Below are 18,074 nucleotides of genomic sequence, written 5' to 3'. Positions count from 1 at the left end.
ATTGGCGGGACCCCTTTCGCGCGCTGGCCGTTGCCTCTCTCGGATGGTCCTATGCTCTGACCAGAGACGATCAGCGACGAGAGATACAATGGCGTTGTCCAACATCGCTCTTTTGGGCGCTCCCCGTCTGGACCCCGGCCGGATGGCCGGGACCCGGTCGGCGATGCAGGCGATGGACCGGCTTCCCGGTTGCCCCCCTCTGCACAGGCACCGCGTCAAACGCGCCTTCGACATCGTCGGCGCGCTGGGACTGCTCGCCGTTTTCGGACCGTTGATGGTGGTGCTGGCCTGGATGGTGGCGCGCGACGGCGGCCCGGCGGTGTTCGGCCACCGGCGCATCGGCGCCGACGGGCGTTCCTTCACCTGCCTGAAGTTCCGCTCCATGGTGGTCAATTCCGCCGAGGTGCTGGAACGGCTGCTCGCCACCGACGGGGAGGCGCGCGCCGAATGGCTGGCGACGCGCAAGCTGCGCAACGACCCGCGCATCACCCCGGTCGGCCGTTTCCTGCGCAAATCGAGCCTGGACGAGCTGCCGCAGCTGGTCAACGTGCTGCGCGGCGACATGAGCCTGGTCGGCCCGCGTCCGATCATCGACGACGAGGTGTCCTACTATCACGCCTGCTTCCCCTTCTACACCCGCTGCCGCCCCGGCCTGACCGGGCTGTGGCAGGTCAGCGGCCGCAGCGACGTCGATTACGTGCGCCGCGTCCAGCTCGACACCGCCTATGTCGTCGGCTGGAACTTCTGGGCCGACATCGGCATCATGCTGCGCACCGTGCGCGTCGTGGTGAAGGGCAGCGGCGCCTACTGAGCGCCTCTCCTCGGGTCCTGCGGCGTCCACACCCTCCGAAAGCACTCATCCGTTCGCGCCGGTCGTGCGTCCCATCGGGGCGCGCGACATCGCTGTTTGTGCATCCTATGTCAGGACTCCGCTCCATTGTGCGGTTCGGCCGTTCCACCCCCGGCATGCCCTCTTGCCGAAATCGGGGTGGACTTTGAGAATGGGCGGACGACGTGCTAGGGTCGGGGCAACCGGCTAAACCCTGGTATAGTGAACGATGCGTGCAAGACCGCCGGCCGGATCGGCCAGTCAAGAGGGTCCAAGGATGGCGAAGCTGCTGGCTGCCCTGCTGCTGATGATGGTGGCGATCGGGCCCGCCTGCGCCGTGGCGCCCACCAGCCGTGCCGACACCGTCGCGGCGCTCGACCGCTACCGTACGGACTTCGCGAAAATCCGCGGCTACGGGTCGCTGTCCACCGCCGACCGAAATTATGTCCTCTTCTCCGATGCCATGCGCCGTGTCCTGACGGAGCATGTGAAGCCCTTCGATCCGCAGGTGCTGATCGACAAGGCGGAAGACGGGCTGAAGAAGAAGAAGGCGGAGAACCCGAAGGCCAGCGACCGGCTGCTGACCGAAGCGGCGCTGGACAGCATGCTGGGGGGGCTCGATCCCTATTCCAGTTTCCTCGACGCCGAGCGCTACCGCTATCTGCGCGAACAGACGCAGGGCGAGTTCGGCGGGCTGGGCATCGAAGTGACGATGGATGAGGAAAGCGGCCTGATCAAGGTCGTCTCCCCCATCGACGGCTCGCCCGCCGCCCGCGCCGGCCTGCGCAGCGGCGACCTGATCGCCCGCATCGACGACGTGGCGGTGAAGGGGCTGAACCTGCACGACGCCGTCGCCCGCATGCGCGGCCCGGTCGGCAGCTCGGTCGCCCTGTCGATCCGGCGCCCGCCGGCGACCGACGCCAACACCCGCGTCTCGCTGACCCGCGCCATCGTGAAGATCCAGCCGGTGCGCTACCGGCTGGAGGGCAACGTCGCCTACGTCCGCATCGCCACTTTCAACCAGTCGACCTCCTCGGCGCTGGACTCGGCCATCGAGGACATGCGCCGCCAGTCGAAGGGCCGGCTGACCGGCGCCGTCATCGACCTGCGCAACAACCCCGGCGGCCTGCTGGAGCAGGCGGTGCAGGTGGCCGATCGCTTCCTGGAGAATGTGGACATCGTGTCGGTCCGCGGCCGCGATCCGGAGGAGTCCCGCACCTACCGCGGCACCGCGGGCGACCTGATGGCCGGGCTGCCGGTGGTGGTGCTGATCAACAGCGGCTCGGCGTCCGCGTCCGAGATCGTGGCCGGCGCCCTGCAGGACCATCACCGGGCGCTGCTGTTCGGCTCCCGCTCCTACGGCAAGGGGTCGGTGCAGACGATTTCCTCGCTCAGCGTCGACACCGGCATCCGGCTGACCACCGCCCGCTACTACCGCCCGTCGGGCGCGCTGGTGGACTGCTTCGGCGTCTCGCCGAACCTGGAGGTCAAGCCGACCCACGGCAGCACCGAGGAAACCCACCCCGACCCGGCGACCTGCGACCCCAACGCCCCGGTCCCGCCGAAGCCGCAGGTGTGGATGGCACAGGACATGTGCCCCGACGTGATGGACAAGGCCCCCAAGCCCGACGACGACCGCCCGCTGGAATGCGCCGTCTCCGCCATCCGCAACCGCCTGACCGGGACGCTGGCCGGCGGGGAGTGAGGAAGACCGGTCGAAGCCGATACCTTTCCATATCGACCGTCATTCCCGCGAAGGCAGGAATCCATCCGGCTCGACCACTGATCCGCAAGGCTGCTGGATCCCCGCCTTCGCGGGGATGACGGCTAAAGAAGCGCCGGCACAATCAAGTGCCGCAACGCCTCCTACCCCACGAACCCCGCATCGATCACCCTAGTCTCCACCATCCAGCCGGTCCCGTGCGCCGCGATGGCGGCGATGGTGCCGGGGAGCACCCGGCGGTCGAACAGGCTCCAGTCGGCCGGCACGCCGACGTCGCCGCGCAACCGCGTGTCGACGTCCAGCAGGGCCGGGGGTGCGTCGGGCTTCACCTCGACCGCGAACTGGTCGAGCGGCATCGACAGCCCGACGCCGGCCGCCTTGATGAAGGCCTCCTTCCGCGTCCAAGCCAGCAGGAAGCCCTCGTCCCGCCGCTCCGGCCCCAGCCCCTGCAGGGCGGCGCGCTCGGTGGCGTGGAAGAAGCGGTCGGCGATGCCGTCGGCGCTTTCGATGGAACGAAGCCGTTCGATGTCGACGCCGATCCGCCCCTCCGCCGCCACGGCGATGGCGAGGCTGTCCTCGCTGTCGCTGAGGTTGAAGGCCGGGCCGCCGGGCAGGGACGGCTTGCCGTGCGTCCCATAGTCGAAGACCAGCCCCGCCGGATCGCGGCCGGTGCAGCGCCCCAGCAGCAGCCGCAGCAGCCCGCGGCGCAGGATGAAGCGGTCGGTCAGCCTCTCCATAAGAAAACGGTCGGCGCGCTCCACCTCGTCGCCGGACAGCAGGGCGCGCATCGCCGCCTTCTGTCCGGACAGCGCGGTGAGATCTGCGAACCAGACGCGGACGACTCCGGGGGCCAGGACATAATCGCCGGCGAGCCCGGTTGCGCCCCCGGCGCCCGGCATTTCGATGGTCCCGTCATGCATCGGACAGCGATCCTCCCTCCTAAATTAGCGTCCTGGCTCCGGCAGGGGTTTCGGGTATCATGCGCGCCTCTCGCATCCGCCCCTGCATCCGGACCAGGATCCCATGGTTGACACCGCCCTGCTCGCCCCGCATCTGACCAACGTTCTTCGCGACGCCTTCATCCCGGAGCTGCCCAATCATTACCGCGGCAAGGTGCGTGAAAACTACGACCTTCCGGACGGCAGGCGCATCCTCATCACAACCGACCGGCTGTCGGCCTTCGACCGCGCCCTGACCGCCATCCCCTTCAAGGGGCAGGTGCTGACCCAGACCGCCCGCTTCTGGTTCGAGGCGACGAAGGACATCTGCGCCAACCATGTGCTGGAATATCCGGATCCCAACGTGGTGGTGGCGAAGCGGCTGACCATCATGCCGGTCGAGGTCGTGGTCCGCGACTATATGGCCGGCACCACCGGCACCTCGATCTGGTCGATGTACAAGCAGGGCCGGCGCGAGATGTACGGCCACATCTTCCCCGACGGGCTGCGCCAGAACCAGAAGCTCGGCACCCCGATCATCACGCCGACCACCAAGGCCTTCGACGCCGGCCATGACGAGGAGCTGACGGCCACCGAGATCGTGGAGCGCAACCTGCTGACCCGCGCCCAGTGGGACGAGGTGTCGGACAAGGCGCTGTCCCTGTTCGCCCGCGGCCAGAAGATGGCGGCCGAGCGTGGCCTGATCCTGGTCGACACCAAGTACGAGTTCGGTTTCGACGCGGACGGCAACATCCTTCTGGCCGACGAGATCCACACCCCCGACAGCTCGCGCTACTGGTTCGCCGGCAGCTATCAGGAGCGGTTCGAGGCCGGCGAAAAGCCCGAGAGCTTCGACAAGGATTTCGTCCGCAACTGGGTCGTCGCCCGCTGCGATCCCTACACCCAGGATGTTCCGGAAATCCCCGCCGACGTGGTCCTGGAAGCCGCCCGCGTCTACATCGAAGCCGGCGAGACCATCACCGGCCGCCCGTTCGAGGTGCCGGCGACCGCCGTCCCGGTGCTGGACCGCATCCGCGCCAATCTGGCGCCCTACTTCACCAAGTAAAGGGGGACGGGCTCCATGCGCATCGCCATCCTCGACGACTATCAGGGGGTCGCCAGCGACCTCGCCGACTGGTCGCGGCTTCCGGCGGGAAGCAGCCTGACGGTGTTCGAAAAGCCGCTCGGCGATGAGGACGCGGTGGCGGCGGCACTGGAGCCCTTCGACGTGCTGGTGATCATGCGGGAACGCACGCCGTTCCCGGCCTCCCTGATCGGGCGGCTGCCGAACCTCAAGCTGCTGATCACCACCGGCGCCCGCAACAACGCCATCGACCTGAAGGCCTGCGCCGCCCGCGGCATCCCGGTCTGCGGCACCCGCATGGTCGGGGCGCCGACGGCGGAGCTGACCTGGGGCCTGATCCTGGCGCTGGCCAAGCGCATCCCGACCGAAGAGCGGGCGCTGCGCGAGGGCCGCTGGCAGACCGGCCTGACCGGCGATCTCGGCGGCAAGCGGTTGGGTCTGGTGGGCCTGGGCAAGCTCGGCAGCAAGGTCGCCAGGGTCGGCCAGGCCTTCGGCATGGAGGTGGTGGCCTGGAGCCCCAACCTGACCGACGAGCGCGCGGCTGATGCCGGTGTGACCCGTGTGGAGAAGCGCGAGCTGTTCGCGACCTCCGACGTGGTCAGCGTCCATCTGGTGCTGAGCGAGCGCACCCGCGGCGTGGTCGGAGCCGACGAGATCGGCGCGATGAAGCCGACCGCCCTCTTCGTCAACACCTCGCGTGCCGGGCTGGTGGACGAGGCGGCGCTCGTTCATGCGCTAAGCCACGGCCATATCGGCGGCGCCGGAATCGACGTCTTCCCCATCGAGCCTCTGCCGAAAGACAGCCTTTGGCTTGACCTTCCCAACACCGTACTGACGCCCCATCTCGGCTACGTGACGCGGGAGAATTACGCGGTGTTCTACCGCGACGCCCTGGAGGACATCCTGGCCTGGACGGCGGGCTCACCGGTGCGGCTTCTCTCTCCCGCCTGAACGGCAACAGGGATGGAGGGTGCGGGTGAGCCGGAACGAAGCGGTCGCAGGCAGCGGTAGAAACGGGTTCTGGGCGAAGCTGAGCCGGCACCGGCTGGGCATGCTCGTCAGCCTCTCGGTGATCGCCGGCCTGCTGTTCGGCTTCGTCGAACTGGCCGGCGAGGTGATGGAGGGCGAGACCACCGCCTTCGACAAGCGCATCCTGCTGGCGCTCCGCGATCCGCTGAACCCCGACCAGCCCGGCGGACCCTGGTGGCTGGCGCGGGTGGCGCGCGACATCACCTCGCTCGGCAGCACCACCATCCTCGCCATCCTGACCGTCGCCACGCTGGGCTTCCTGCTGCTCCTGCACAAGCGGGCGGCGGCCCTGCTGGTGCTGGTGTCGGTCGGCGGTGGGGGGATGCTCAGCACCGTGCTGAAGATGCTGTTCGACCGCGCCCGCCCCGATCTGGTGCCGCATGGCGACGAGGTGATCTCCGCCAGCTTTCCCAGCGGCCACGCCATGCAGTCGGCCGTCGTCTACCTGACGCTGGGCGCCCTGCTGACCCAGTTCGTCGAGGGCCGCCGCACCAAGGCCTATTTGCTGACCTGGGCGATGGTGCTGACCCTCATCATCGGGTCGAGCCGTGTCTATCTCGGCGTCCACTGGCCGACCGACGTGCTGGCGGGCTGGAGCGTCGGCGCCGCCTGGGCGGCCTTCTGCTGGATGATCGCCGAATGGCTCCAGCGCCGGGGTGCCGTGGAGCAGGACCGGCCGGAAACCACCGCCGGACGCTGATCCGGGTGCATCGCACAAAAGGTTAACAAGCGGGTTGAATAAGCTCGCTTGCCGACCGATAGTGTCGGCCCTAACCCTTTTGGATCGGCAGCACCATGCCCCAGGGCACCCTCGACCGCGAAACCCTCGAAGCCGTCGGCGTCCTCGCCCGCGCGGTGGAGCGCGAGCGGGTGCCCGGCGTCCTGGAATGCCGCCTGCTCGCCAACGCCCTGAAGCGGACGCTGGACAGCGGCCGGGAAAATGAATTGACCGAGGCGTCGCGCGTGTTCCGCACGCTCGACGCCGAGCTGCGCGACCGCATCGTCGCCCGCGCCCGGGTGGAGGCGCAGCAGGCCCGCGCCCAGGCGAAGACGGCGGAGATGGCGGAGACGGCAGGCCCCGACGCCAGCCGCGATGTGGTGACACAGGAGATCCCGGCAATCCCGACCCGGCGCGGTGCCGAACCGAAGGGCCGCGCCGGCACCAATTTCCTGGCGGCCCTGAACGGCCTGCGTCCGGCCGCCACCGCCGGCAGCCGCGGTGCCGCCCGCGACCGTCTGCGCGCCGCCGTCGACTCCCAGCGGCGGGTGGGCAAGCGGATGGAACCGACTCTCGATTGAGGCAGGGGGATTGAGGGGCGGGATCGAGGAGACGTCTTCAGCCGACGACGCCCCCCGCCACTCTCACTCCGCAGCCGCCAGCGCTGCCGCGCGCTCCGCGGTCTTGGCCCGGCGGGCCTTGCGCTTCAGCCACCACATCAGCGTGCCGGTGACGGCGAACAGCGGCGGCAGGATGCCGGACAGGAAGACCGCCCATTTCCAGAGCGACCCCAGCCCCTCGCCGGCATGCAGCGGGCGCTGCCACGCGATCAGCGTTTCGCCGGCACTGTAGCCTGCCGGGTCGCGGACCTCGGCCACCTGCGCTGTCCAGGGATCGACGAACACGGTGGCGATGGGGGCGCCATGCGCCTGCCCGGCCGGGGCGAGGCCGATCCGGTACGCCTGATCCGGCCGCGCCGGCGGCGAGACGGAGCGCAGGGCCGCTCCCGGCATCGCGTCCTGCGCCAGGGCGACGGCGCGGTCGACATCGATGGGGGTGGCGCCCTTCACCGGCTGGACCGTCACCGCGGCGCGCAGGTCGCGGGCCGGCAGAACCGACGACACGCCGGCCCCCAGCGTCTGCGGGAAGGCGAGATAGACGCCGGAGAAACTGACGATCAGAAAGACCAGCAGCGACCAGATGCCGACCGCGCCGTGCAGGTCGCGGTGCAGGCGGATGCCGCGGGCGCCGGCCTTGACGGTGAAGGCGGCCTTCCAGCGGCCCGGCCGCGGCCACCACAGAACGAGGCCGCTGACGCCCAGCACCAGCATCGCCACCCCCAGCCAGCCGACCAGTTCACGCCCGCTGCGGTCACGGATCAACAGGTTGCCGTGCAGCATGTGGACCGTGCGCAGGAAGGTGCCGGACGCCTGCGCCGGGTTGGCGCCGCCGGTCACCGCCAGCGACACCGGATCGATGCTGAGCATGCCGACCGGTCCCCCTTGCGGCGCCGGAGCACCTTGGGGAGCGCCCTGGGGAGCGCTTTGCGGAGCACCCTGCGGCCGCTCCCCGCCCCGTTCGCCACCCCTTTCACTACCGCGCGCGGCGACGAGGCGCACGGTGGCCGGACGGCCCGGTTCTTCGGGCAGGACCAGGAAGCCCGGCTGCGTCCCGGCCGGGGCGGCGGCGCGGGCGGCGGCCAGGATGGCGGACACCGGTTGCATCGGACCCTCGGCCGGCGTCCCAGACACTTCCCGGACAGGCGCGTCGCCGGTCAGGCTGCGCAGCTCCTCGTCCACCACCAGGATGGACCCGGTGATGCCGAGGACGACCAGAGGCAGGCAGAGGACCAGGCCGACCCACAGATGGATGTTCTGAAGCGTGCGATACCACAGGCGCTGGCTGCGCGGCTTGCTGGCGTTGGCCATGGGATGGGCTCTGACGGAATAGACGGTTGGACGGGCTGCGGGTCAGCGGATGAAGAACTGGACCGGAACCACCAGCTCGATGCGGTCCTTCGCCATCTCCTCCGGCGGGGCCGGCAGGGGGGAGGCGCGGCGGACCATCTCCACCGTCTCCTCGTCCAGCGAACTGACGCCGGAACTGCGGTCGAGCTGGACCGACAGGACGTTGCCCTCGCGGTCGATGGTGAAGCGGACCTGGGCAACACCTTCCTGCCGGCGGGCCTGGGCGGCGCGCGGGTAGCGCTTGTGCCGTTCCAGATGGCTCAGCAGCCGGCCCTGCCAGCTCGGCACCGCCCGGCTGGGCGCGGCCGACGGCGCCGGTGCCGCCGGGGCGGGAGCCTGGGTCGGTGCAGGCGGTGCCGCCACCGGGGCGGGCTGTGCCGGCTGGGCGACCGGACGCGGCGGCTTCGGCTTCTCCGGTTTGGGTTTCGGCGCCTCTTTCTTCACCTCGGGCTTGGGCTTCGGCGGTTCGGGCGGCGGCTTGGGCAGCACGACCTCCGGCTCGACCACGGGGGGCGGCTCGGGCGGTGGGGGCGGTTCCTCGACGACCGGCTCCGGCTCGGGTTCCGGCGGCGGCGGTTCGATCACCGGCTCCGGCATCGGTTCCGGCAGGGGGATGTCGATGGCCGGCGTCGGTTCCGGCGGAGCCACCGGCAGCGGGGCGAGTTCCAGCAGAACGGCCGGCGGTTCGGCGTCGGACGGCATGATCGGCACATGCCAGGCGACCATCGCGACACCGGCCGCGGCATGGACGCCCAGCGCCACCATCAGGCTGCCGCCCCAGCGGAAGGCTCCCCGCGCCGGCCGGTCCTCATCGCCAGCGGACCAGTCGACAGAACCATGGTCGAAGGCGGCACTCATGGGGCGGGCGCCGATTCCAGCCCGACGAGGCCGATCTTCAAATAACCGGCACCGCGCAGGCTGTTCATCACCTCGGTCAGGGCGCCGTAATCGACGGTCTTGTCGGCACGCAGGAAGACGCGCTGCGTCTTGTCGCCGTTGGTGGCGGCGTCCAGCGCCGCACCCAGCGCTTCCTTCGTCGTCGCGGTTTCGCCCAGCGACAGCGTCTTGTCGGCCTGGATGGTCAGGAACAGCGGCTTGTCCGGCCGCGGCGTCGGCGTCGCGGTGGAGGCCGGCAGATCGACCGGCACATCGACCGTCGCCAGCGGTGCTGCGACCATGAAGATGATCAGCAGGACGAGGACGACGTCGATGAAGGGCGTGACGTTGATCTCATGGGTTTCGGTCAGATCGTCTTCGTTGCCGGAGCCGAGGCGCGCACCCATCGCCGTTACTCCGCCGCACGGGAATTGCCGTGGCCCTGAACGGCATGTCCCGGCACGGCATGGGGCCGCGGCAGGGCATGGCGGTCAATGTCGCGGCTCAGCAGGCGCAACACGGCGGCCGACGCGTCGGTCAGCTGCGCCTTGTGCCCGCCGATGGCGCGGCTGCAGGCGTTGTAGACCACCACCGCCGGGATGGCGGCGACGAGGCCGATGGCGGTCGCCAGCAGCGCCTCGGCGATGCCCGGCGCGACGACGGCGAGGTTGGTGGTCTGCGCCTTGGAGATGCCGATGAAGCTGGTCATGATGCCCCACACCGTGCCGAACAGGCCGATGAAGGGACCGGTGGAGCCGATGGTGGCGAGGATGCCGGTGCCGCGCGCCATGCGCCGGCCGGCCGCCGCCTCGATCCGCTCCAACCGCGAGGCGGCGCGGTCCATCAGCCCGTCGCGCGACGGCGCATCGGCCGACATGTGGGTCTCCGCCAGCACCGCGCGGACCAGCGCGCCGGCCGTACCCTGGCTGAAGCCGACCCGCTCCGCCGCCTGCGACAGCGACCGCGCCTCCTCCAGCATCGCCAGCGCCGCCCGCGCCTTGCGCTTGGCCGAGGTAACTTCCGCGGTCTTGGCGATGGCGATGGTCCAGGTGACGACCGAGGCGAGGGCCAGACCGACCATCACCGCCTGCACCACCGGGCTGGCCGTCACGAACATGCCCCACGGCGACAGGTCATGCGGCAGCGACGCCAGTGCCGCCGCAGCGTCCGGCACGCCCTGTGCCGCGCCCTGCGCCGCCCCTTGCACCACACCCTGAGCCGACCCCGCCGCCGGCGCGGCGGCGGGCGCGGCAGCCTCCTGCGCCTGGACGGCGCCGGCCATCAGCGCCCCGGCGCCGGCAAGGGCGGCGGCCAGGACAGGACGGTGGCGAAACGATGTCGGCATGGCGGTCCAACTCCCCCTCGGCGCGTGCCCCGCACGCGCACTGCAAAAAACCCGATGGTGCTCCGGAGCAATGCGCCGAAGCAGATACCCCACCGCGGTTATAATGCGAATGAGTCGCACTCGCACTGAAAATCGACCGCACCCAGTGCGGAATCATTCGTTTTTTGTGGGAATTCGACGCTGTCAGATCGCTACTTTGTTGGCGTCACGAACAATCGAAGATCGAGAAACCGCCACTTCGCCAAGTGCGAATAAGTCTCACTACCATCGTTTCGGCCTGCTGTCGCGCAGAATCTCGACGCACCGCAACCTTCAGGCGCTTCCGCCGGTTGAACCGCCCATGAAACAATGCCAGGGAGACGGCCGATGACCCAGCTTTCGGTGGTGGAGGAAAAAGGCAGCTTCCGTCTGGTGGCCAGCGACGGCCGCTTCGCGGTGGTGGAGGCGCGGGCGGGACAGGTGTTCGGCATGCCGGACGATTCCGGCGGCGGCCGCGACGGTGCCGCGGACACTCCCGACGGCGTGGCGTCGGTCGCCCATTGGACCGGAGAGGACGAGGCCCGCGCCCTGATGCGCGACCTGTCGGAGCGTGGCGACCGGCTGGCCCGCCGTATCTGGTGATCCGGCGGAGCCTTGGCTGCGTACCGCAACGGTTTGATTGTGCGGGGCGTGCGCCATGGACGGTACGGGCGGTGACATGAGCAAGGGCTCGGACGGCGGTCCGCAGGGCGTCGTCACTTGGATCACCGGGGCCGGCAGCGGCATCGGCCGGGCGCTGGCGATCCATCTCGCCAATGCCGGGGCGCGGGTGGCGCTGTCCGCCCGCACCGTCGAGGATCTGACCGCCGCCGTTCAGATCGTGCCCGGCCGGATGCGCATGTTCCCGCTCGACGTGACCGACCGCAAGGCGACCGCGGCCACCGTCGCCGCTATCGAAAGCGGGCTGGGGCCCATCGACCGGGCGGTTCTGAACGCCGGCACCCACAGCCCGATGTCGCTGGAGGATTTCTCCGCCGACACCGCCCGCCGGCTGATGGAAGTCAACTATATGGGCGTCGTCCATGGGCTGGAGGCGCTGCTGCCGCGGATGCGGGCGCGCGGGCGCGGACAGCTGGCGGTGGTGGCCTCGGTCGCCGGCTACCGCGGCCTGCCGACGGCGGCGGCCTACGGCCCGACCAAGGCGGCGCTGATCAACCTGTGCGAATCGCTGAAGCCCGACTGCGACCGCGCCGGGATCAGGCTTCAGCTGGTCTGTCCCGGCTTCGTCGACACGCCGCTGACCGCCCGCAACAGCTTCCGCATGCCGGACCTGATGCCGGTGGAGGATGCGGCCCGCGAACTGGCCGACGGGCTGGATCGCGGGCTGGACGGCGACCGGTTCGAGATCGCCTTTCCCCGGCGCTTCACCCGCAAGCTGAAGCTGGCGCGCTGCCTGCCCTATCGGCTTTACTTCCCCCTGGTGCGCAAGGCGACGGGAGCATGACGGACGACGCCAGACGCCAGGGGCTGGACGCCTGGGCCGACTTTTTTGAGCATCTGAGCGTCGACACGCTCGACCGGCTTCCCGCGCTGACGGTGCCGGAGGTGCGGTTCCGCGATCCCTTCAACGACGCCCGCGGGCGCGATGCGGTGCGCGCTGTGCTGCTCCACACGCTGAACGGCTGCCGCGGCCTGCGCTTCACCGTCACGCACCGGCTGTTCGCCCCCGATCTGGCGATCCTGCGCTGGCGGTTCGAGGCGACGGTGACCGGCATCGGCCGCATGGACGTCATCGGCACCAGCGAGGTGCGGCAGGCCGCCGACGGGCGGGTGGCCGAACACATCGACCATTGGGATTCCGGCGAGCAAGTCTATCTGCGCCTGCCGCTGCTGGGCGCGCCGCTGCGCCTCATTCGGCGGCGGCTGGGCGTGTCTCCGCCGCGTTGACGGCATCGGGCCGCGCCAACCGGCCCTCGGGCAGGAAGAACAGGCTGACCGTGCCGATCCACAGGCCCCAGCGATAGACGTTGGCGCGGTTGATCAGCGCATCGCCCGGCTGCAGCCACATCCAGTCGTCGAAGCGCACGTGCCAGCGGTCGTTGCCCACCTTCAGCGCCATCTCGTAGGTCCAGTTCAGCGCATTGCCGGCCGACCGCCCCACCGCCGTGCCGATCACGTCGTCGGCCAGCCCCTCATACCGGCCTTCCGCCGTCCTGGCGATGCGCCAGACCCGGCGCTCGGTCTCGCCGTCGGCATAGAGGAAGCGTTCGTCCAGCACCAGTTCCCGCCCGTCCCACCGCCCGTCGATGGCAACGGTGAAGCTGCGGCGCAGCGTGCCGAAACGGTCCTCGAACACCCCCCAGGCATGGGTTCGCCCGGCGAAATACCGCTCGATCCGCAGTTCGGGCGTGTTGGCGGCGAAATCCTCGATCTTCATCGCAAGGGTCCCCCCGCTCACGGCTTGCGGAAACGCCAGAGCCCGACATCGATGGTCCCGGCGCGGAACCCGGCCTCGCAATAGGCGAGGTAGTAATCCCACAGCCGGCGGAACCGCTCGTCGAAGCCCAGCGCCGCCACCTGCTGCCCGGCCTCCAGGAAGCGCCGCCGCCACTCCGCGCAGGTCCGGGCATAGGAGTCCCCGAAGGTCTCGACATGCTCCACCACCAGCCCGGCCCGCTCCGCCTCGAAGCGCAGGGCCGACGGGCAGGGCAGCAGGCCGCCGGGGAAGATGTGGCGCTGGATGAAATCGCAGTTGCGGCGGTACGACGGGAAACGCGCGTCGTCGATGGTGATCGCCTGCACCACCGCCGCCCCGCCGGACACCAGCCGGTCGCGCAGGGTGGCGAAGTAGCGCGGCCAATGCTCCTCCCCCACCGCCTCGATCATCTCGATGGAGACGATGCGGTCGAAACGGCCGCCGGCATCCCGGTAGTCCATCAGCCGCAGATCGACCCGGTCAACCAGCCCGGCGCCCTCCACGCGGCCGCGGGCGAAGGCGAGCTGCTCCGCCGACAGGGTCAGGCCGGTGACCGAGGCGCCGAGGCGCCCGGCCAGATGCTCCGCCATGCCGCCCCAGCCGCAGCCGATCTCCAGCACCCGGTCGCCGGGACGCAGGTGCAGCAGTTCGGCGACGCGGGCGATCTTGGCGTCCTGCGCATCCTCCAGGCTCTGGCCCTCCCGCCCGTAGAGGGCGGAGGAATAGGTCATGCCGGGGTCGAGCCACAGGCGGTAGAAGTCGTTGCCCAAATCGTAATGGAACGCGATGTTGCGGCGGCTGCCGCGGCGGGAATTGGCATGGCTGCGGTGGAAGAGCCGGTTGGCGAGCGCCGCCGCCAGGGTGCCCTTCAGCACATTTCTTTTCGAAGCGCCGCCGAGTTCCCCCTCGTTGCGGATCGCCAGCTCGATCAGCGCCGGCAGGTCGCTGCTGCGCCACAGCCCGTCGCCATAGGCCTCCGCCATGCCGATGCCGCCGCCCAGCAGCAGACGCCGCGCAGCCGCCCCGTCCAGCAGGGTCAGGTCGGCGCGCGGCCCCTGGGCTGGATCGCCGACGCACATCGCCCGCCCGTCGGGCAGGCGCAGGGTCAGCTCGCCCCGGCGGATGCGGCCGGCCATCCTCGCCAGGGCGGCGGTCCACAAATCCCCTCCGGTCACCAGCCGCAGCCATCGGGGCTGCCGTCGGAGCGTGCTTGCAGCGATGTCGGTAGCCATGTCGGTCATGGACGGAAAGCCTTCTCGGAAACGGTCAGGGTGGCGCTGTTGACGATGGTGACGGGATCGGCCGGGGCCGGCGGGCGCGGGCGGATCGCCAACCCCTTGCGCCACAGATGCAGCGCCTCCCAATGGATGCCGGCCACCACCTTGGCGGTCATCAGCGGATGGCGGGCCCAGGCGCGCAGGATGGCGCCGTCGGTCAGCTCCACCCGTCGGGCGGTCAGCGCGGCGTGCAGCACCGGCCCCTCGGCATCGGTCTGGCGGATCGACACCGCCAGCGGCTCCCCGGCCAGCCCGCCGGGCGGACGGATGCGGAAGTGATAGGCGGTCTCCATGTCCATGAAGGGCGAGACGTAGAAGCCCTTGTCGCAGCGCTGGCGCACCAGCCCGTCCGGTCCGGCCGCGGCCGGGATCAGATAGGCGTGGCGCTGCCCGAACGTGTTGGACACCTCGTGGATGACGGCGGCGAGCGTCCCGTCGCGGCGGTGGCAGAACCAGACGCAGAGCGGGTTGAAGACGAAGCCCAGCACCCGCGGGAAACAGAGCAGCCGGACCGGCCCTCCCCCCTCGATCCCGGCGGCGGCAAGCTGGCCTTCGGCCCAGCCCTTGAGGTCCATGCCTATCCCGCCCAGCGGCCCGAAATCCCGATCCCGGAAGCCGAGCAGTCCGAAGCGATTGTGGGCGAACAGCCGCAGGTCGCGGTCAAGCCGGGGAAGCTCGTCCAGATCGGCCAGCAGGCTGAACACCCGGTAGGACAGCCGGTGCCGCACCGGCTTCACCCGGTGGTGCATCACGCTGCCGACATAGAGGCCGGAGGTGAAGGGCCGCACCTCCATCACACCGCCTCCGGCACGGCGGCACGGGCGCCCGGCGCCGGTCCCACATGGATGCGGCCGGACTGGTTCGCCACCGTCCAGGGCCGGAGCAGGCCGCCCAGAGCCTCCGCCACCGCAAGCCCGGCCTGCGCGCCGTCCTCGTGGAAGCCGGCGCCGAAATAGGAGCCGGCGAACCAGGTCCGCCGCTGCCCTTGCAGGCTCCACAGCTGTTTCTGCGCCGCCAGCGCCTCCATCCCGAAGATGGGATGGTCGTAAAGGACGCTGCGCAGGATGCTGCCCTCGCGCGGCGGCCGCACCGGGTTCAGCGTGACGAACAGGTCGCGCTCCCGGGGCAGGAAGCCTTGCAGGCGGTTCATCCAGTAGCTGACGCACACGGCGTCCTGCCCCGTCCCCCGACCGTCGTCGCGCTGCTCGGCCAGATAATTCCAGCTCGACCACACCGCCCGGCGCTTCGGCATCAGGGAAGCGTCGCTGTGCAGGATGGCAAGGTTGCGCTCATAGCCGAAGGCACCCAGCAGCCGGCGTTCCTCCTCGCCGGCATCCTCCAGCAGGGCCAGCGCCTGATCGGCATGGGTGGCGATCACCGCATGGTCGTGGGCGCGCACCGCACCGCGGCGGTCGCGCACCAGGACACGGCCCCCCTCGCGGACGATGCCCTCCACCGCACAGTTCAGGCGCAGGGCGCCGGGCATGTCGGCCAGGATGCGCTCGACATAGCTGCGGCTGCCGCCCTCCACCGTGCGCCAGACGGGCCGGCCCTTGATCTTCAGCAGGCCGTGATTGTCGCAGAAGCGGATGAAGGCGGCGGCGGGATGGTCGCGCATCGCAGCGGCCGGGGTCGACCAGATCGCGGCGGCCATGGGGAGCAGATGGTCGCGGACGAAGGCGTCGGAATAGCCGCCGCGGTCCAGCACCTCGCCCAGCGTCAGCGTCTCCGCCGCCGAACCCTGCTGCAACTCTGCCAGCAGCCCCGGCGCCTCGCGGTAGAAGCGCAGCAGGTCGGACAGCATCCGCCAGAAGCGCGGCCGCAGCAGGTTGCGCTTCTGCGCGAACAGGGTGGCGAGCGAACTGCCGGCATATTCCACCCGCCCGCCGTCCAGCGAAGCGGAAAAGCTCATGTCCGTCGCCCGCGTCGCCACGCCCAGATGGTCGAACAGCGCCACCAGATTGGGATAGCAGGGCTCGTTGTAGACGATGAAGCCGGTATCGACCGGACCGGCACCGTCCGCCTCCACCGTGTTGGCGTGGCCGCCCGGCCGGTCCTCCTTCTCGTACAGGGTGACGCGGTGCGACTTCGACAGCAGCCACGCCGCCGACAGTCCGGCGATGCCGGCGCCGATGACGGCGATGTCGAGCGGGGCCGGCGGGCTGGTCTTGGGCGGTGAATGGGGCGGTGATTGCGGCATGGGGCAGCCCTCTTGGGGGGACTTGGCGGTAATCGGGGGGTCTCGATGATGTCCGGGGCCGCACTCTATCCGAATTGGGTAGGCTCGGCGTGTGATCGGGATACGGAGGCGGATCGCAGTTGGATCATCGCCACGCTCGCGCTTTCCCGCCACCCCGGCCGAATGGACAAAAAGACAAGGGGTGGCAGTGATCCGAAGCACAGGCGTCGGCGTAACTCCAGCATGATCGCCCCACTCGCCACTCTTCTGACGCACGCCGCCGGAGCGGACCGGGCCAAGCCGGGCCGGACAAAAGCCGGGCTGGCGGCGCGCGGCTGCGACGATCCGGCGGCAGCCCGGCTGTCCGCCGATCTGGTCGCGGTGGCGGCGGGAGACCGTCAGGCCTTCGCCCGGCTGTTCGCCCATTTCGCCCCGCGGGTGAAGGCGTACATGCTGAAGCTGGGCATGCCGGCGCAGCGGGCGGAGGATCTGGCGCAGGACACCATGCTGTCGGTGTGGCGCAAGGCCCGGCTCTACGATCCGGCGAAGGCGGAGGCGGCCACCTGGGTCTTCACCATCGCGCGCAACCTGCGCATCGACGCGCTGCGCCGTGAACGGCATCCGGAGGTGTCCGACGACGAGCTGCTGGAGCATGAGGACGACCGCCCGCCTGCCGACGAGCTGCTGGACGGCGACCGCCGTGCCCGCCGCCTGCGCGGCGCGCTGGCGGCGCTGACGCCGGAACAGGCGGAGGTGGTTCGGCTGTCCTTCTTCGCCGACCTTGCCCATCCGGCCATCGCCGAACGGCTGGACGTGCCGCTGGGCACAGTGAAATCGCGCCTGCGTCTGGCCATGGCCAAGATCCGCAAGGCGTTGGGAGACGACGACCGATGACCGCCCCCCACCCCGATGCCGCCCTGGCCCTCCTGCCGAACCACCATCCCAGCGATGCGTTGCTGGTGGCCTATGGCGCCGGCAGCCTGGGAGAGGGGCTGTCGCTGGCCGTGGCGGTCCATCTCGCCCATTGCCCCGACTGCCGCGCCGCCCTGGCAGAGGTGGAGGCGCTGGGCGGCGCCCTGCTGGAGGATCTGCCGCCGGCCCCGCTGGAAAGCCTCTCGCTGGCCGCCACCCTGGACCGGTTGGACCGGGAGGAGGCCCCGGCCAATCCCTGCAAGGCCCTGCGCCTCAAGCCGCAGTGGAGCAAGCCGAAAGCCACGTCCGCGCCGCAACCGGCGACGGGTTTGCCCCGTCCGCTGCGAGCCTATGTCCCCGCTCTGGACGGCCTGTCCTGGCAGCGTCTGGCCCCCGGCGTGCGGCGGGTGGAACTGCTACCGCGCACGACGTCCGGCGGCGCGGCGCAGCTTCTGCGCATCGCGCCCGGCACCGCCCTGCCCCACCACGGCCATGGCGGGCTGGAGCTGACCGTGGTGCTGAGCGGCCATTTCGCCGACGAGCTGGGCCGCTACGGCCCCGGCGATCTGGCGGAGGTCGATGGCGACACCAACCACCAGCCCATCGCCGACAGCCACCGCGACTGCATCTGCCTGATCGCGACCGACGCGCCGCTGCGCTTCACCGGCCTGATGGGCCGGCTGATGCAGCCCTTCATCGGGCTTTAGGGGCGGGCTGCATCAGCCGGCCCATCAGGCCGGTG

Annotated in this window: 20 protein-coding genes; 11 read left to right on the top strand and 9 right to left on the bottom strand. The window is 70.3% G+C overall.

The features are described from left to right. Positions 1-43 precede the first annotated feature (43 nt). The gene (locus GBZ48_RS28985; RefSeq protein WP_425486023.1) at positions 44-811 is read left to right on the top strand and encodes a sugar transferase; all 768 of its coding nucleotides are present in this window, start codon (positions 44-46) and stop codon (positions 809-811) included. A gap of 295 nt (positions 812-1,106) precedes the next feature. After that, positions 1,107-2,534, top strand: coding sequence for a S41 family peptidase (locus GBZ48_RS28980; RefSeq protein ID WP_174474189.1), 1,428 nt, complete (start codon positions 1,107-1,109; stop codon positions 2,532-2,534). 161 nt (positions 2,535-2,695) lie between these two features. On the opposite strand, the gene GBZ48_RS28975 is transcribed toward GBZ48_RS28980, so the two are convergent. After that, positions 2,696-3,472, bottom strand: a complete 777-nt coding sequence (locus GBZ48_RS28975; RefSeq protein WP_246307536.1) for a 4'-phosphopantetheinyl transferase family protein — start codon at positions 3,470-3,472, stop codon at positions 2,696-2,698. A gap of 103 nt (positions 3,473-3,575) precedes the next feature. Between GBZ48_RS28975 and GBZ48_RS28970 the strand changes: the two genes are divergently transcribed. The 4 genes from GBZ48_RS28970 to GBZ48_RS28955 all read left to right on the top strand — a co-directional run bounded on the left by GBZ48_RS28970 (position 3,576) and on the right by GBZ48_RS28955 (position 6,902). After that, complete coding sequence (locus GBZ48_RS28970) at positions 3,576-4,556, top strand: phosphoribosylaminoimidazolesuccinocarboxamide synthase (RefSeq protein WP_174474188.1); 981 nt, start codon at positions 3,576-3,578, stop codon at positions 4,554-4,556. Between the two features lie 15 nt (positions 4,557-4,571). Next, the gene (locus tag GBZ48_RS28965; RefSeq protein WP_174474187.1) at positions 4,572-5,525 is read left to right on the top strand and encodes a D-2-hydroxyacid dehydrogenase family protein; all 954 of its coding nucleotides are present in this window, start codon (positions 4,572-4,574) and stop codon (positions 5,523-5,525) included. 25 nt (positions 5,526-5,550) lie between these two features. Beyond that, positions 5,551-6,303, top strand: coding sequence for a phosphatase PAP2 family protein (locus GBZ48_RS28960; protein ID WP_343049712.1), 753 nt, complete (start codon positions 5,551-5,553; stop codon positions 6,301-6,303). Between the two features lie 95 nt (positions 6,304-6,398). Beyond that, positions 6,399-6,902, top strand: a complete 504-nt coding sequence (locus GBZ48_RS28955; protein ID WP_174474186.1) for a hypothetical protein — start codon at positions 6,399-6,401, stop codon at positions 6,900-6,902. Between the two features lie 63 nt (positions 6,903-6,965). On the opposite strand, the gene GBZ48_RS28950 is transcribed toward GBZ48_RS28955, so the two are convergent. The 4 genes from GBZ48_RS28950 to exbB are packed head-to-tail and all read right to left on the bottom strand — an operon-like array spanning position 6,966 to position 10,509. Next, complete coding sequence (locus GBZ48_RS28950; protein WP_174474185.1) at positions 6,966-8,249, bottom strand: PepSY-associated TM helix domain-containing protein; 1,284 nt, start codon at positions 8,247-8,249, stop codon at positions 6,966-6,968. A 42-nt stretch (positions 8,250-8,291) separates the two neighbouring features. Continuing rightward, on the bottom strand, positions 8,292-9,146 hold the full coding sequence (locus tag GBZ48_RS28945; RefSeq protein WP_174474184.1) for an energy transducer TonB: 855 nt from the start codon (positions 9,144-9,146) through the stop codon (positions 8,292-8,294). Then, on the bottom strand, positions 9,143-9,571 hold the full coding sequence (exbD, locus tag GBZ48_RS28940) for a TonB system transport protein ExbD (RefSeq protein ID WP_098735982.1): 429 nt from the start codon (positions 9,569-9,571) through the stop codon (positions 9,143-9,145). Before exbD ends, GBZ48_RS28945 begins: the two co-directional genes overlap by 4 nt. A 5-nt stretch (positions 9,572-9,576) precedes the next feature. Continuing rightward, the gene (gene exbB, locus GBZ48_RS28935) at positions 9,577-10,509 is read right to left on the bottom strand and encodes a tonB-system energizer ExbB (RefSeq protein WP_246307535.1); all 933 of its coding nucleotides are present in this window, start codon (positions 10,507-10,509) and stop codon (positions 9,577-9,579) included. 366 nt (positions 10,510-10,875) lie between these two features. On the opposite strand from exbB, the gene GBZ48_RS28930 reads away from it, so the two are divergent. From GBZ48_RS28930 to GBZ48_RS28920, 3 genes are all read left to right on the top strand, one after another. Beyond that, entirely contained in the window at positions 10,876-11,130 is a 255-nt protein-coding gene (locus GBZ48_RS28930; RefSeq protein ID WP_174474183.1) for a hypothetical protein, read from the top strand. Positions 11,131-11,206: 76 nt separating this feature from the next. Beyond that, positions 11,207-11,992 (top strand): SDR family NAD(P)-dependent oxidoreductase, encoded by a 786-nt coding sequence (locus GBZ48_RS28925; RefSeq protein ID WP_174474182.1) that lies wholly within the window; start codon positions 11,207-11,209, stop codon positions 11,990-11,992. Beyond that, positions 11,989-12,435: a nuclear transport factor 2 family protein gene (locus tag GBZ48_RS28920; protein WP_174474181.1), complete on the top strand. Its 447-nt coding sequence runs from the start codon at positions 11,989-11,991 to the stop codon at positions 12,433-12,435. The genes GBZ48_RS28925 and GBZ48_RS28920 overlap by 4 nt, the downstream gene beginning before the upstream one ends. Here GBZ48_RS28920 and GBZ48_RS28915 read toward each other — a convergent pair. From GBZ48_RS28915 to GBZ48_RS28900, 4 genes are read right to left on the bottom strand one after another with little or no spacing between them, the layout of a single operon-like run. After that, the gene (locus tag GBZ48_RS28915) at positions 12,398-12,925 is read right to left on the bottom strand and encodes a DUF3833 domain-containing protein (RefSeq protein WP_174474180.1); all 528 of its coding nucleotides are present in this window, start codon (positions 12,923-12,925) and stop codon (positions 12,398-12,400) included. The two genes, GBZ48_RS28920 and GBZ48_RS28915, sit on opposite strands and share 38 nt — an antisense overlap. A 17-nt stretch (positions 12,926-12,942) precedes the next feature. After that, a complete protein-coding gene (locus GBZ48_RS28910; RefSeq protein ID WP_174474179.1) occupies positions 12,943-14,205 on the bottom strand; it encodes an SAM-dependent methyltransferase in 1,263 nt (420 codons plus the stop codon). After that, complete coding sequence (locus GBZ48_RS28905) at positions 14,202-15,035, bottom strand: DUF1365 domain-containing protein (RefSeq protein WP_174474178.1); 834 nt, start codon at positions 15,033-15,035, stop codon at positions 14,202-14,204. Before GBZ48_RS28905 ends, GBZ48_RS28910 begins: the two co-directional genes overlap by 4 nt. Further along, a complete protein-coding gene (locus GBZ48_RS28900; RefSeq protein ID WP_174474177.1) occupies positions 15,035-16,441 on the bottom strand; it encodes an NAD(P)/FAD-dependent oxidoreductase in 1,407 nt (468 codons plus the stop codon). Before GBZ48_RS28900 ends, GBZ48_RS28905 begins: the two co-directional genes overlap by 1 nt. A gap of 222 nt (positions 16,442-16,663) precedes the next feature. On the opposite strand from GBZ48_RS28900, the gene GBZ48_RS28895 reads away from it, so the two are divergent. Next, the gene (locus GBZ48_RS28895) at positions 16,664-17,314 is read left to right on the top strand and encodes a sigma-70 family RNA polymerase sigma factor (protein WP_174474176.1); all 651 of its coding nucleotides are present in this window, start codon (positions 16,664-16,666) and stop codon (positions 17,312-17,314) included. Beyond that, positions 17,311-18,039: a ChrR family anti-sigma-E factor gene (locus GBZ48_RS28890; RefSeq protein WP_174474175.1), complete on the top strand. Its 729-nt coding sequence runs from the start codon at positions 17,311-17,313 to the stop codon at positions 18,037-18,039. The genes GBZ48_RS28895 and GBZ48_RS28890 overlap by 4 nt, the downstream gene beginning before the upstream one ends. The last annotated feature ends 35 nt before the right edge of the window (positions 18,040-18,074 follow it).

It is taken from the genome of Azospirillum melinis (assembly GCF_013340935.1).
Lineage (GTDB): Bacteria > Pseudomonadota > Alphaproteobacteria > Azospirillales > Azospirillaceae > Azospirillum > Azospirillum melinis.
Note: the sequence above shows the minus strand (reverse complement) of the source record. Positions and strands in the feature narration are given on the sequence as shown.